The 14,904-nt window shown below is 60.5% G+C and carries 11 protein-coding genes; 5 read left to right on the forward strand and 6 right to left on the reverse strand.

Annotation, left to right across the window (positions count from 1 at the left end; genetic code table 11):
- Positions 1-48 precede the first annotated feature (48 nt).
- The 3 genes from ACYZUM_RS16155 to ACYZUM_RS16165 form a co-directional block, all read right to left on the reverse strand.
- Positions 49-1,293 (reverse strand): lipoprotein-releasing ABC transporter permease subunit, encoded by a 1,245-nt coding sequence (locus ACYZUM_RS16155; RefSeq protein ID WP_041068958.1) that lies wholly within the window; start codon positions 1,291-1,293, stop codon positions 49-51.
- 169 nt (positions 1,294-1,462) lie between these two features.
- Positions 1,463-2,149, reverse strand: coding sequence for a lipoprotein-releasing ABC transporter ATP-binding protein LolD (lolD, locus tag ACYZUM_RS16160; RefSeq protein WP_262949084.1), 687 nt, complete (start codon positions 2,147-2,149; stop codon positions 1,463-1,465).
- Positions 2,150-2,156: 7 nt separating this feature from the next.
- The gene (locus ACYZUM_RS16165; protein WP_041068963.1) at positions 2,157-3,407 is read right to left on the reverse strand and encodes a lipoprotein-releasing ABC transporter permease subunit; all 1,251 of its coding nucleotides are present in this window, start codon (positions 3,405-3,407) and stop codon (positions 2,157-2,159) included.
- A gap of 94 nt (positions 3,408-3,501) precedes the next feature.
- Between ACYZUM_RS16165 and ACYZUM_RS16170 the strand changes: the two genes are divergently transcribed.
- Both ACYZUM_RS16170 and ACYZUM_RS16175 read left to right on the forward strand, forming a co-directional pair.
- Entirely contained in the window at positions 3,502-4,083 is a 582-nt protein-coding gene (locus ACYZUM_RS16170; RefSeq protein WP_047295261.1) for a PilZ domain-containing protein, read from the forward strand.
- 13 nt (positions 4,084-4,096) lie between these two features.
- Positions 4,097-4,819: a glycerophosphodiester phosphodiesterase gene (locus ACYZUM_RS16175; RefSeq protein WP_041068969.1), complete on the forward strand. Its 723-nt coding sequence runs from the start codon at positions 4,097-4,099 to the stop codon at positions 4,817-4,819.
- Positions 4,820-4,861: 42 nt separating this feature from the next.
- Here ACYZUM_RS16175 and sthA read toward each other — a convergent pair whose 3' ends face one another.
- Entirely contained in the window at positions 4,862-6,256 is a 1,395-nt protein-coding gene (sthA, locus tag ACYZUM_RS16180; RefSeq protein ID WP_007968192.1) for a Si-specific NAD(P)(+) transhydrogenase, read from the reverse strand.
- A 197-nt stretch (positions 6,257-6,453) separates the two neighbouring features.
- A complete protein-coding gene (locus ACYZUM_RS16185) occupies positions 6,454-7,503 on the reverse strand; it encodes an FAD:protein FMN transferase (RefSeq protein WP_198758585.1) in 1,050 nt (349 codons plus the stop codon).
- 72 nt (positions 7,504-7,575) lie between these two features.
- On the opposite strand from ACYZUM_RS16185, the gene tcuC reads away from it, so the two are divergent.
- A complete protein-coding gene (tcuC, locus tag ACYZUM_RS16190; protein ID WP_108183335.1) occupies positions 7,576-8,877 on the forward strand; it encodes an MFS transporter in 1,302 nt (433 codons plus the stop codon).
- Between the two features lie 181 nt (positions 8,878-9,058).
- Here tcuC and ACYZUM_RS16195 read toward each other — a convergent pair whose 3' ends face one another.
- Positions 9,059-10,522, reverse strand: a complete 1,464-nt coding sequence (locus ACYZUM_RS16195) for a glyceraldehyde-3-phosphate dehydrogenase (RefSeq protein WP_003226583.1) — start codon at positions 10,520-10,522, stop codon at positions 9,059-9,061.
- Between the two features lie 354 nt (positions 10,523-10,876).
- Between ACYZUM_RS16195 and mfd the strand changes: the two genes are divergently transcribed.
- Together mfd and ACYZUM_RS16205 are read left to right on the forward strand one after the other, a co-directional pair.
- Positions 10,877-14,326, forward strand: a complete 3,450-nt coding sequence (gene mfd, locus ACYZUM_RS16200; RefSeq protein WP_108183336.1) for a transcription-repair coupling factor — start codon at positions 10,877-10,879, stop codon at positions 14,324-14,326.
- Between the two features lie 10 nt (positions 14,327-14,336).
- Entirely contained in the window at positions 14,337-14,903 is a 567-nt protein-coding gene (locus ACYZUM_RS16205) for a CsiV family protein (protein ID WP_041068980.1), read from the forward strand.
- Position 14,904: the final 1 nt, after the last annotated feature.

Raw genomic sequence — 14,904 nt, forward strand, 5'->3', positions numbered from 1 at the left:
ACTCAATACCTGTGCGAGCGGGCTTGCCCGCGATGGCGATTTCAGCGCTTACGAATATCTCAGCGCGTGAGCCGGCTCGATCTTCGCTGCCCGCAACGCCGGGTACACCGTCGCCAGGAAGCTCAGAATAAAGCCCGCCGAGCAGATCAACAGCACATCCCCGCCCTGCAATTCCGAAGGCAGATTGCTGACGAAGTACACGTCGGAACTGAAGATGTGCTGCCCGGTAACACGCTCGACCCAGCCAACCATCTCACTGACGTTCAGCGCCGCGATCACGCCGAGCACGCCGCCAATCAAGGTGCCGACAATCCCGATCACCGTGCCCTGCACCATGAAAATCGCCATGATCTGCCGTGGCGTGGCGCCGATGGTGCGCAGGATGGCGATGTCCGCGCCTTTGTCGTTCACCACCATGATCAGCGTGGCGATGATGTTGAACGCCGCCACCGCAACGATCATCAGCAACAGCAGGCCGATCATGGTTTTTTCCATTTTCATCGCGCTGAACAGACTGCCCTGGGTGTGGGTCCAGTCGTCAGCCTTGAACTCGGCACCGAGCCCGGCGGCAATGTCCGAGGAGACTTTCGGCGCAGCGTACAGATCCTTCACCGCCAGGCGCACGCTCTGCACCTGATTCGGCTGCCAGTGCTGCATGGTCGCGGCATCGGCCACGTGGATCAGGCCCATCGAGCCATCCAGTTCAGCGCCAACCTTGAACACACCGACCACGTTCAGCCGTTGCATGCGCGGGGTAATGCCCCCCGGTGCGGTGCTGACTTCCGGGACGATCAGGGTGATCTTGTCGCCGACATTGAGACGGAAGCGGCGCGCGGTGATTTCACCGATCACCACGCCGAACTCACCCGGTTTCAGGTCATCGAGACGTCCCTGCACAATGTGCTGGGCAACGATCGACACCTTGCCTTCCTGGGCCGGATCGACGCCGCTGATCTGGATCGGCTGCATCAAACCCTTGTAGGACAGCATGCCTTCCATCTCGGTGAACGGCACGGCGGCGGTCACTTCGGGATTTTTCAGCGCGGCGGCGGCCACCGGCTGCCAATCATCAATCGGCTTGACGCCAACGATGGTCGCGTGCGGCACCATGCCGAGGATGCGCGAGCTCATCTCGCGCTGGAAGCCGTTCATCACCGACAGCACCACGATCATCGCCAGCACGCCAAGGGCGAGCCCGATCATCGAAGTCATCGAGATGAACGAAACAAAGCGATTGCGGCGCTTGGCGCGGGTATAGCGCGTGCCGATAAAGATCGATAACGGTCTGAACATTCGCTGGGGCACCGTATAAAAAATCAAGCTTAAAAAAGCGGCCAATCGCTTGAGAGCGTAGCGAGCGAAGGAAAGACAAGGCAAAAACAGGCGAGGAAGCGGAGTCTACTGGCTGTAAATGAGCATTCCGAGCCTGTTTTTAACGCAGTATTTCCGAGCGCAGTAGCTCTCAAGTGATTGGAGTCAGGCAGCCTTCCTGCAACTGCAGGACGCGGTCCATCTGGCGGGCCAGGTTCATGTCGTGAGTCACCACCAGGAACGCCGTGCGCATTGAAGTGCTGAGTTCCAGCATCAAGTCCTGGATGCCTTCGGCGGTGTGCGAATCAAGGTTGCCGGTTGGCTCGTCGAGCATCACCAGGCCTGGATTGTTCACCAGCGCACGGGCGATGGCCACACGCTGGCGCTCGCCACCGGACAGCTCCGCCGGTTTGTGCTCCAGACGATGGCCCAGACCGACACGCTCCAACAACGCCGTAGCGCGTTGACGTGCTTGCGGGATCGCGGTCTTGCCGATCAGCAGCGGCATGCAGACGTTTTCCAGCGCGGTGAATTCCGGCAGCAAGTGGTGGAACTGGTACACGAACCCGAGGGCACGGTTACGCAGCAGGCCACGCTTCTTTTCGCTCAGCGCTGACAGCTCTTCGCCGTCAAGCCAGACGCTGCCCTCGGTTGGGGTGTCGAGACCGCCCAGCAGGTTGAGCAAGGTACTTTTGCCGGAACCGGATTTGCCGACGATTGCCACACGCTCGCCCGGGTGCAACTCCAGTTGCAGACCGGCCAGCACTTGCACCGACTCCGGGCCTTCCTCGTAGGATTTGCCCAGGTTGCGGCAACTCAAGATTGCTTTATCACTCATGCCCGACTCACTCATAACGTAGCGCCTCCGCCGGCTGGGTGCGCGCGGCACGCCAGGCGGGATACAGGGTGGCGAGGAAACTCAGGACCAACGCAGCGGCGCAGACCATGACCACGTCCTGGCTCTGCACCTGCGAGGGCAGGTAATCGATGAAATACACGTCGGCGTTGAGAAACTTATGGCCGATCAGCCCTTCGAGGGCGGAAATTGCAGCGCTGACGTTGAGCGCGGCGAGAATACCGAGCACCGCGCCAATCGCCGTACCGACCACGCCGATCACGGTGCCCTGCACCATGAACGTACGCATGATCGTCCCCGGCGTAGCGCCCAGGGTACGCAGAATGGCGATGTCGCTCTTCTTGTCATTTACCACCATTACCAGCGTGGAAATGATGTTGAACGCAGCCACCGCGACGATCAGCAGCAACAGCAGACCGATCATGGCTTTTTCCATGCGGATCGCCTGATATAGGTTGCCGTGGGTACGGGTCCAGTCGCGGGCGTAGTAATGGTCTTCGCCCAACTGCTGGGCGATGGTCCAGGCCACGCGCGGCGCCTGGAACAGATCATCGAACTTCAACCGGATGCCCTGCACCTGATCAGGCTTCCAGCGGTGCATCTTCGCCAGATCCTGCAGGTTGGTGACGCCCAGATAGCCGTCCAGCTCACCGGCGCCGACATGAAAGATGCCGACCACAGTAAAGCGCTTCATGCGCGGGAACATCCCGGCCGGGGTCACGCTGACCTCCGGCGCGACGAAGGTGACCTTGTCACCAAGGCCCACGCCGAGCTTGGTCGCGGCCTTGTCGCCGATGACGATGCCGAAGCTGCCCGGCGTCAGGTCGTCGAGTTTGCCCTGCTTCATGAAGTTGTCGATGATCGACACATTGCGCTCGAGCGCGGGGTCGATGGCGTTGAGCAACACCTTGGACACCTGGCCGTTGTTGGTCAGCAAGCCCTGCATCTGAGTAAACGGCGCAACCGCCGTCACCTCCGGGTTGCGCTTGACCTTGGCGGCCAGGCTCTGCCAATCGTTGATCGGTTCGCCGGTTTCAAGAGTCGCGTGGGGCACCATGCCCAGCACGCGGGTGCGCATCTCATGATCGAAGCCGTTCATCACCGAGAGCACCACGATCATCACGATCACGCCGAGGGCGAGCCCGATCATCGAAGTCAGGGAAATGAATGACACAAAATGATTGCGACGCTTTGCACGGGTATAACGCGTGCCGATAAATACGAAGAGAGGTCTGAACATGTCGGGGCTTGTTCGGAGGGAAAAGGAACGTCCTTGTGGCGGGGGTCGATAACCAGCTTTACACTCAGACCACCGCCGCTACCATGGGTTCGCCATGTCGACATTAGATGAAGAAGATCGCCGCGAATACTACCGTATCGAGGACATGATCGCACTGGAAATTCGGCCCCTGTCCGCTCCCGAAGCCGCAGGCCAGGAAGTGTTGCAGGATGCTTCCCCGCTGTTCAACCTGCTCAGCGAACTGCACCTGAGCGAATTCGAGTCGCAGCACCTGTTGCGCCAGATCAGCGAGCGCGACCGGGCGATTGCCGCGTTCCTCAAATCCCAGAACAAACGCATCGACCTGCTCAGCCAGGTGGTCGCCCTGACCGTGCTCGGCCACATTGGCGAGCCGCAACCGGTGATCCTCTCCGAAGGCGGAATCGACTTTCAGCACCCGACGCCGATCGCCACGGGCGCGCACCTGTCGGTGAAACTGGTGCTGATGCCGCAGGCGCTGGGCCTGCTGCTGCGTGCCCGCGTGACCCATTGCGACCGCAAGGGCGATGGCTACGACGTCGGCACCGAGTTCGAACACTTGACCGACGCCCAGCGCCAGTTGCTCGCCCGCTATATCTTGCAGAAACAGGCCCAGGAACGACGCCTGGCCCGTGAACAGAACGAATCAGGCATTTAATTAAGGAAGCACCGTGACCCTCATCTACGGCCACCGCGGCGCCAAGGGCGAAGCACCGGAAAACACCCTGACCAGTTTTCAGGAATGTCTCAAGCACGGCGTACGCCGTTGCGAACTGGATCTGCACCTGTCCAAGGACGGCGAGCTGATGGTGATCCACGACCCGACCCTTAAGCGCACCACCGACCGGCGCGGCAAGGTGGTCGAGCACACCGCCGCCGAACTGGTGACCTACGACGCGCGCAAGGGCGGCCCGGGCTGGATCAAGCCGTGCCCGATTCCGACCCTGGAAGAACTGTTCGAGCAGTGCGATTTCGAGCACTGGCAACTGGAAGTCAAAAGCGCTTCACGCACCCGCGCCGCCACCACCGTGTTGGCGATTCGCGAAATGGCCCAGCGTCATGGCTTGCTGGACAAGGTCACCATTACTTCGAGTTCGCGGGAAGTGCTGAAGGCGGCGCTGGAGCTGGTGCCGGACGTATCGCGTGGATTGGTCGCCGAATACGCCTGGCTCGACCCGTTGAAGGTCGCCGCCAGCTATGGCTGCGAGATTCTGGCGCTGAACTGGACACTGTGTACGCCGGAACGCCTGCAGAAGGCGCAGCGTCAGGGGCTGCATGTGTCGGTGTGGACCGTCAACGAGCCTGCGCTGATGCGCAGACTCGCCGACTTCGGCGTTGACAGCCTGATTACAGACTTTCCCGGTTTGGCCACTGCCACCCTCGAGAATTGCTGAAATCGGTCTCCCCGGCCGGCTCAGGCCACCGGCCGGAGCCCGTCAAAAAAGCCGGTTGAGGCCGTCGTACGCCGCTACCCGATAGGCTTCGGCCATGGTCGGGTAGTTGAACGTGGTGTTGACGAAGTACTTCAGCGTATTCAACTCACCCGGCTGGTTCATGATCGCCTGACCGATGTGCACGATCTCCGACGCCTGATAACCGAAGCAGTGAACACCCAGCACTTCCAGGGTTTCACGGTGGAACAGGATTTTCAGCATGCCTTGCGGCTCGCCGGCGATCTGCGCACGCGCCATGCTCTTGAAGAACGCCTTGCCGACTTCGTACGGCACTTTGGCCTGGGTCAGTTCCTGCTCGTTCTTGCCGATCGAGCTGATCTCCGGAATGGTGTAGATGCCGGTCGGCACATCATTCACAAAGCGCCAGCTACCGTTATCGACGATGCTGCCGGCCGCCGAACGCCCCTGATCGTGGGCGGCACTGGCCAGGCTTGGCCAGCCGATCACGTCGCCGGCGCCGTAAATGTTCGGCACGCAGGTGCGGTAAGCCTCGTCGACTTCGATCTGACCACGGCTGTTGACCTTGACCCCAATGTTTTCCAGGCCGAGCTGGTCGGTGTTACCGGTACGGCCGTTGCACCAGAGCAAGGCGTCGGCCTTGATCTTCTTGCCGGACTTCAGGTGCAGGATCACGCCATTGTCCACGCCTTCAACGCGATCGTAATCTTCGTTGTGGCGCACGGTGATGTTGTTGTTGCTGAAGTGGTAGCTCAACGCCTGGGAGATTTCCGAGTCGAGGAAGCTCAGCAACTGACCGCGGTTGTCCACCAGTTCAACCAATACACCCAGACCGCTGAAGATCGAAGCGTATTCGCAACCGATCACACCGGCGCCGTAAACGATCAGTTTGCGCGGGGTGTGGCCGAGGCTGAGGATGGTGTCGCTATCGTAGATACGCGGGTGATTGAAATCGATGTCCGCCGGGCGATAAGGGCGCGAACCGGTGGCGATGATGATGTGCTTGGCCACCAGCTTCTCGACCACGCCGTTGGCGCAGACCACTTCGATGGTTTGCTCGTCGGCGAAGCTGCCGGTGCCGAAGAACACGTCGACGCGGTTACGAGCGTAGTAGCCGGTGCGCGAAGCGACTTGTTTGGAGATAACCTTTTCAGCGCTTTTCAACACGTCCGGGAAGGAGAACCAGCGTGGCTCGCCGATCGCGCGGAACATCGGGTTGGTGTTGAACTGCATGATCTGCCGCACCGAGTGACGCAGGGCCTTGGACGGGATGGTACCGAGGTGGGTGCAGTTGCCGCCGACCTGACGACGGCTGTCGACCATCGCCACCTTGCGCCCTGCTTTGGCGGCGTTCATTGCCGCGCCTTCTCCCGCCGGGCCGGAACCCAACACCACCACGTCGTAGTTGTAGACAGCCATGCGTACTCCTCAGAACAGGCCGCGGTGCCAGCAGCACCGGCGGCTAAATCACGCCGAATCGCGGCGCGAAGGAACAATTGGGGGCCAGTAAAGAACCCGGACACAGTCTATAGAAGCGTCAACGCCGCGCACATTAACCCTTGGTCGCGTCGTAGGCTACTTTTGCCTGCACTACAACGCCAGCTTTCGTACTGTTTTCAGTCAACTTTTGCGCGACTCAGGCGCTCGAAAGCCGCACTGGTGCGAATAACAAAGCCTGTATCGGCACGAATCACGAAGAATGCACCAATGTCGTGTTTTTCGGCATAGTCCCAAGCCCTTTCAGGCCCGAGAATCAGCAACAGCGTCGATAGTCCATCGGCCATCAACGCTGAAGGATGAATCACCGTAACTGACGCCAGGCTGTGCAGGACCGGCGCCCCGCTCAGCGCATCGAAGGTGTGGGAATAGCGCCGGCCACCTTGCAGGAAATAGTTACGGTAATCCCCGGAGGTGGAAACCCCGTAGCCGTCGACCTGAATGATCCGTTCGGCCACCTGTTGATCGTCTCGCGGCTCTTCCAGCGCAATACGCCAGGATGAGCCATCAAGCTTCTTGCCCTTGGCCTTTAGCTCACCGGTGGCTTCGGCGAGATAGTCATGGATGCCCATCGATTCGAGCCTGGCGGCGATGGTGTCGACGGCGTATCCGGCGGCGATGCTGTTGAAGTCGACTTCGACAGCGGCGTCCTTGCACAAGCGGTCGCCGTCGATACGCAAATGGCGGTAGCCGACTCGCTGCAGGGTTTCGGCCAGCACGGCGGGGTCGGGGACTTTCTCTTCACGCCCTTGCGGGCCGAACCCCCACAGATTCATCAGCGGCTCGACGGTCAAGTCGTAGGCACCTTCGCTTTGCTCTGACAGTTGTTCGCCAACGCGGACCAATTCAAGCACAGCGGCAGGCAGGGTCTGACAGCTGTTCGCCGGCAAAGCATTGAAGCGCTCGATGTCGGAATCACTGCGGTAGGTCGACATCTGTCGATCCACGTCAGCGAGGATACCTTCCACTTCCCGGCGAACTTGCGCCGGCTCGGCAATACCCGCGTGTCGCACGTACTTGATCGAATACGTGCTGCCCATGGTCGGGCCACCAAAGCTTTCCATGGACTCACCGTTGCCACAGGCAGCGAGGACAACCGCCACACTCACAAGCCCAACCCACCGTCCAGTGAACAATTCTTCATCTCCCCATAAAAGCGCGCCGGCCATTATGGATCAAAGGCCCGCACGCTCCCCATCGGATGCAACGCGTTACAAGAAACCAATAATGAGTAACTGAAAATGTCCTCGACCACGGGCAAAGGCAAAGCGATTTTTCGCGTTGTCAGCGGCAACTTTCTCGAGATGTTCGACTTTATGGTCTATGGCTTCTACGCCACGGCCATCGCCAAAACCTTCTTCCCGGCCGACAGCGCCTTCGCTTCCCTGATGCTGTCCCTGGCCACCTTCGGTGCCGGCTTCCTGATGCGTCCACTGGGCGCGATCTTCCTTGGTGCCTACATTGACCGTCACGGTCGTCGCCAGGGCCTGATCATTACCCTTGCGTTGATGGCCGCCGGTACGATCCTGATCGCCTGCGTGCCGGGCTATGCCACTCTGGGTGTCGCAGCGCCGTTGATCGTGCTGTTCGGTCGTTTGCTGCAAGGCTTCTCGGCCGGCGTCGAGCTAGGCGGTGTTTCGGTGTATCTGGCGGAAATCGCCACGCCGGGCCGCAAAGGCTTTTTCGTCAGTTGGCAGTCCGCCAGCCAGCAGGCGGCGGTGGTGTTTGCCGGCCTGCTCGGAGTTGGCCTCAACCACTGGCTAAGCCCGGATCAAATGGGTGACTGGGGCTGGCGCGTGCCGTTCCTGATCGGCTGCATGATCGTTCCGGTGATCTTCATCATTCGCCGATCTCTGGAGGAAACCCCGGAGTTCCAGGCGCGCAAGCATCGCCCTACCCTGCGGGAAATCGTCCGCTCGATCGGTCAGAACTTCGGCATCGTCATCGCTGGCATGGCGCTGGTGGTGATGACCACGGTTTCGTTCTACCTGATCACTGCCTACACCCCGACCTTCGGCAAGGCCGAACTGCATCTGTCGGACTTCGACGCGCTGCTGGTGACCGTGTGCATCGGCCTGTCGAACTTCTTCTGGCTGCCGGTGATGGGCGCGGTGTCCGACAAGATCGGGCGCAAACCCCTACTGCTGGCGGCGACCCTTCTGGCGATCCTGACCGCTTACCCGGCGCTGTCGTGGCTGGTGGCGAACCCGAGCTTCAGTCATCTGCTGATTGTCGAACTGTGGTTGTCGTTCCTGTACGGCTCGTACAACGGCGCGATGGTGGTGGCGCTGACCGAAATCATGCCGGTGGAAGTGCGCACCACCGGGTTCTCGCTGGCCTATAGCTTGGCGACAGCGACCTTTGGCGGCTTTACGCCTGCGGCCTGTACTTACCTGATTCACGTGCTGGACAACAAGGCTGCGCCGGGGATCTGGCTCAGCGGTGCGGCGGCGCTGGGGTTGATTGCGACGCTGGTGCTATTCCGCGGGAACAAACATGAATTGCGCACTGCACAAGCGGCTGTGGCAGGCGGCGCCCGATAGGGCGCCATCGCTGGCAAGCCAGCTCCCACAAGGTTTTGAGGCGTACATGCATTGCGCAGCCTGCCAGGAAACCTGTGGGAGCTGGCTTGCCAGCGATGAGGCCAGATCAGGCAATAAAAATCTGCCAGGCATAAAAAAACGCCCCGACCTAAGTCGGGGCGTTTTCATTTGCAGCTATAGCTTAGCGCGGGAACGCTGGCGGGTTTACACCGGCCATGTCTTCCATCACGCGAACCACCTGGCAGCTGTAGCCAAACTCGTTGTCGTACCAGACGTACAGCACAACGCGGTTGTCCTGAACGATGGTCGCTTCAGCGTCGACCACACCGGCGTGACGCGAACCCACGAAGTCAGTGGACACCACTTCCTGCGAGTTGACGAAGTCGATTTGCTTGTGCAGATCAGAGTGCAGCGCCATGTAGCGCAGGTACTCGTTCATCTCTTCACGGCTGGCGGCTTTCTCAAGGTTCAAGTTGAGAATGGCCATCGACACGTTTGGCGTCGGAACGCGGATCGCGTTACCGGTCAGCTTGCCAGCCAGCTCAGGCAGAGCCTTGGCAGCGGCGGTGGCAGCACCGGTCTCGGTGATGACCATGTTCAGCGCGGCGGAACGGCCACGACGGTCACCCTTGTGGAAGTTGTCGATCAGGTTCTGGTCGTTGGTGTACGAGTGAACGGTTTCGACGTGACCGTTGATGATGCCGAACTTGTCATTCACAGCCTTCAGCACCGGCACGATGGCGTTGGTGGTGCAGGAAGCGGCGGACACGATCTTGTCGTCAGCGGTGATTTCGTTGTGGTTGATACCGTGAACGATGTTCTTCAGCTTGCCTTTGCCAGGCGCGGTCAGAACAACGCGAGCCACACCCGGGCATTGCAGGTGCTGACCCAGGCCATCGGCGTCACGCCACACACCGGTGTTGTCCACCAGCAGCGCATCTTTGATGCCGTACTGGGTGTAATCCACCTCGGTCGGGTTCTTCGCGTAGATCACCTGGATCAGGTTACCGTTGGCGGTGATGGTGTTGTTTTCTTCGTCGATGACGATGGTGCCGTTGAACGGGCCGTGTACCGAATCGCGACGCAGCAGGCTGGCGCGTTTGGTCAGGTCGTTTTCGGCGCCCTTGCGCACGACGATGGCACGCAGACGCAGACCGTCGCCACCACCGGTTTTCTCGATCAGGATGCGCGCCAGCAGACGGCCGATACGACCGAAGCCGTACAGCACAACGTCAGTGCCTTTGCGGGCCGAAGCGTTTTGCTGGCCAACCACGTCAGCCAGTTCTTCACGCACGAACTGCTCGGCGCTGCGGCCATTGCCTTCGCTGCGGAATTTGAACGCCAACTTGCCCAGATCTACCGAAGCCGCGCCGAGCTTGAGCTCGCTCATGGCTTTAAGCAGAGGGAATGTTTCGTGGACGGAGAGTTCGCTATCGTCGGAGGAACGGTGGCGAGCAAAGCGGTGAGCTTTGAGAATCGCGATGACAGACTGGTTGATCAGGCTGCGGCCATAGATCGAGCTCACCACGTTGTTATTGCGGTAGAGCTGACCGATAAGCGGAATCATCGCTTCTGCGAGTGCTTCACGGTCGATCCATTCACCAAGACACTGGTCGGGCTTCTGAGTCACGGGAACCTTCCACATGTAGGGGCAGAAAAAAGGGGCTACATTATGCCGCCGAGAACCTCTTGTAGCAATGCGCGCTTGTCGCGCAATCGGTAACAAAATTCCGTTCAAAAAAATTACGCCCCGCGCCAACCCAGTAAAACCGGGGCTTCCAGCGCAGTCAATTTTTCGACGACTGTTAGACGATGTCTGTAACCCTCCGTAACACCAGTCGATTTCGGCACTACATAACCACTAAAAAAGTGCTCGTTTTTATGGTTACCACTACATTTTGCGCAAACCACGAAGATAGACGCAGTCTGCAACTGACAGCCGGCACCGGACGCCGCTACAATTACCGACTTTGTCGCAAAGCCTGGAGCTCAACCTTCCGTGCCCGTTCTGCGTCTACCGCTTCTCCCTGCCGCGGCAGGTAAACAGCATTGGGGCAACCTGCCCGGTGCTGCCCTCAGCCTCGCGATTGCCGAGGCTGCCAGCGCTGCCAAGCGCTTCACCCTGCTACTGACCGCCGACAGCCAGAGTGCCGAACGGCTGGAACAGGAGCTGAGTTTCTTCGCCCCGGATTTGCCCGTGCTGCATTTCCCCGACTGGGAAACCCTGCCGTACGATCTGTTCTCGCCGCACCAGGACATCATTTCCCAGCGCATCGCCAGTCTTTATAGGCTGCCGGAGCTGGCGCACGGCGTGCTGGTGGTGCCAATCACCACCGCCCTGCACCGCCTGGCGCCGACCAAGTTTCTGCTCGGCAGCAGTCTGGTGCTGGATGTCGGGCAGAAGCTCGATGTCGAACAGATGCGCTCGCGCCTGGAAGCCAGCGGCTATCGCTACGTCGATACGGTTTACGAGCACGGCGAGTTCACCGTACGCGGCGCATTGATCGACCTGTTCCCGATGGGCAGCAAACTGCCCTATCGCATCGACCTGTTCGACGACGAAATCGAAACCCTGCGCACCTTCGACCCGGAAAACCAGCGCTCCATCGACAAGGTCGAATCGGTCAAGCTGCTGCCGGCGCGAGAGTTTCCGCTGCAGAAAGATGCGGTCACCCGCTTCAAGGCGCGGTTCCGCGAGCGCTTCGATGTCGACTTCCGGCGCTGCCCGATCTTCCAGGACCTGAGCAGCGGCATCACGCCCGCCGGTATCGAGTACTACCTGCCGCTGTTCTTCGATGAGACTTCTACGCTGTTCGATTACCTGCCGCAGGACACGCAAGTGTTCTCGCTGCCGGGTATCGAACAAGCAGCGGAAAACTTCTGGAACGACGTGCGCAATCGCTACGAAGAGCGCCGCGTCGATCCATCGCGTCCTTTATTGCCTCCTGCGGAATTGTTCCTGCCGGTGGAAGACTGCTTCGCCCGCCTCAAGAGCTGGCCACGGGTAGTGGCCAGCCAGCAGGACGTCGAATCCGGGGCCGGCCGCGAACGCTTCCCGGCGCAAGCGCTGCCGAACCTGGCGATCGAAGCCAAGGCGACACAACCGCTGGCGGCGCTCTCGGCATTTCTCGACGAATTCCCCGGACGCGTGCTGTTTACTGCCGAATCCGCGGGCCGGCGTGAAGTCCTGCTGGAGTTGCTGGAACGTCTGAAGCTGCGGCCGAAAACTGTCGACAGCTGGCCGGACTTCGTTGCGAGCAAGGATCGTCTGGCGATCACCATTGCCCCGCTCGACGAGGGGTTGATGCTCGATGACCCGGCGCTGGCGCTGGTGGCCGAGAGTCCGCTGTTCGGTCAGCGGGTGATGCAGCGTCGTCGCCGGGAAAAACGTGCCGACGCCAACAACGATGCCGTGATCAAGAACCTCACCGAGCTGCGCGAAGGCGCGCCGGTGGTGCACATCGATCACGGGGTCGGGCGTTATCTGGGCCTGACGATTCTGGAAATCGACAACCAAGCTGCAGAATTCCTCACTCTGGAATATGCGGAGAACGCCAAGCTCTATGTGCCGGTGGCCAACCTGCATCTGATTGCGCGTTACACCGGCAGCGATGACTCACTGGCGCCGCTGCACCGCCTCGGCTCCGAGACCTGGCAGAAAGCCAAGCGCAAAGCCGCCGAACAGGTGCGCGATGTCGCTGCTGAACTGCTCGACATCTATGCCCGTCGCGCCGCGCGCGAAGGCTACGCGTTTGCCGACCCGAAAGCCGATTACGCGACGTTCAGCGCCGGTTTCCCGTTCGAAGAAACCCCGGATCAGCAAGCGACCATCGAAGCCGTGCGCGAAGACATGCTCGCGCCGAAGCCGATGGATCGCCTGGTCTGCGGCGACGTCGGTTTCGGCAAGACCGAAGTGGCGATGCGCGCAGCGTTCATCGCCGTGCACGGTGGGCGTCAGGTCGCGATTCTGGTGCCGACCACCCTGCTCGCCCAGCAACACTACAACAGCTTCCGCGACCGCTTCGCCGACTGGCCGGTGACCGTGGAAGTGATGAGTCGCTTCAAATCGGCCAAGGAAGTCAACGCGGCGATTGCCGATCTGGCGGAAGGCAAGATCGACATCGTCATCGGTACGCACAAGCTGCTGTCCGACGATGTGAAGATCAAAAACCTCGGACTGGTGATCATCGACGAAGAACACCGTTTCGGTGTCCGGCAGAAAGAACAGCTCAAGGCCCTGCGCAGCGAAGTCGACATTCTCACCCTGACTGCCACGCCGATTCCGCGCACGCTGAACATGGCGGTGTCGGGCATGCGTGATCTGTCGATCATCGCCACCCCGCCGGCGCGCCGCCTGTCGGTACGCACCTTCGTCATGGAGCAGAACAAGAGCACGGTCAAAGAGGCCCTGCTGCGTGAACTGCTACGCGGTGGGCAGGTTTACTACCTGCACAACGACGTGAAGACCATCGAAAAGTGCGCTGCAGATCTCGCCGAACTGGTGCCGGAAGCACGGATCGGCATCGGTCACGGACAGATGCGTGAACGCGAACTCGAACAGGTGATGAGCGACTTCTATCACAAGCGCTTCAACGTGCTGATCGCCTCGACCATTATCGAGACCGGCATCGACGTGCCGAGCGCCAACACCATCATCATCGAGCGCGCCGACAAGTTCGGCCTGGCGCAATTGCACCAGTTGCGCGGACGTGTGGGTCGCAGTCACCACCAGGCTTACGCCTACCTGCTGACGCCGCCGCGCCAGCAAATCACTTCGGATGCGGAAAAGCGTCTGGAAGCGATTGCCAATACTCAGGATCTGGGCGCCGGCTTCGTGCTGGCGACCAACGACCTGGAAATCCGTGGCGCCGGCGAATTGCTCGGCGACGGCCAGAGCGGGCAGATTCAGGCCGTGGGCTTCACGCTCTACATGGAAATGCTCGAGCGCGCAGTGAAGTCGATCCGCAAGGGCGAGCAACCGAATCTCGATCAACCGCTCGGCGGTGGCCCGGAGGTCAACCTGCGGGTGCCGGCGCTGATTCCGGAAGACTATCTGCCGGATGTGCATGCCCGCCTGATTCTGTACAAGCGCATCGCGTCGGCCACCGACGAGGAAGGCCTGAAGGATCTGCAAGTGGAGATGATCGACCGCTTCGGTCTGCTGCCGGAGCCGACCAAGAATCTGGTGCGCATCACCGCGCTGAAGTTGCAGGCCGAACAACTGGGCATCAAGAAAGTCGACGGTGGCCCGCAGGGTGGCCGCATCGAGTTCGCCGCGCAGACGCCGGTCGACCCGATGACCTTGATCAAATTGATTCAGACTCAGCCAAAACGCTACAAATTCGAAGGCGCCACAATGTTCAAGTTCCAGGTGCCGATGGAACGCCCGGAAGAGCGCTTTAATACTGTAGAGGCGCTGTTCGAGCGCCTCCTCCCGAAAACTGTTTGAAGGACGCCGCATGCGCCTGTTTCGCTCACTGACTTTGCTACTCAGCTTCGTAGCACCGATGGCGTTTGCCGATGACACCTACATGGTCGAAATGATTCTGGTGCGGCAGAACGCCGTACCGGCGATTGTCAGCCGCGCGGCCCCGGAAGACTGGGCGGCCGGCGCTCAACGCCTCGACGATGCCAGCCAGCGCACACCTGCCTTGAATGAGGTGGCCAACAAACTCAGCGCCAGCGGCGAGTACAGCGTGCTGCTGCACAAGGCCTGGCAGCAAACCCTCGGCGAAGCGCCGACCAAGGTGGCCGTCAGCGACGGTAAGGAACAGTTCGGCCAGTTCCCGATCGAAGGCACCCTGGAAATGAAACTCGGGCGCTTCACCGACGTGAACGCCGACTTCTGGGTCAACCAGATCGACGCCAACGGCATGGTCACTGCCAGCGAACGCCTGAAGCAGGACAGCCACACTAAAAACGGCCAGCTCAACTATCTCGACAACGGCCACCTGGCGCTGCTGATCAAGATCACTTCCCTGACGGCGCCCGCCCCTCGGCAAGCTCCTGAAGCGATTCCGGACTGAT

It is taken from the genome of Pseudomonas sp. m6p, from assembly GCF_055760375.1.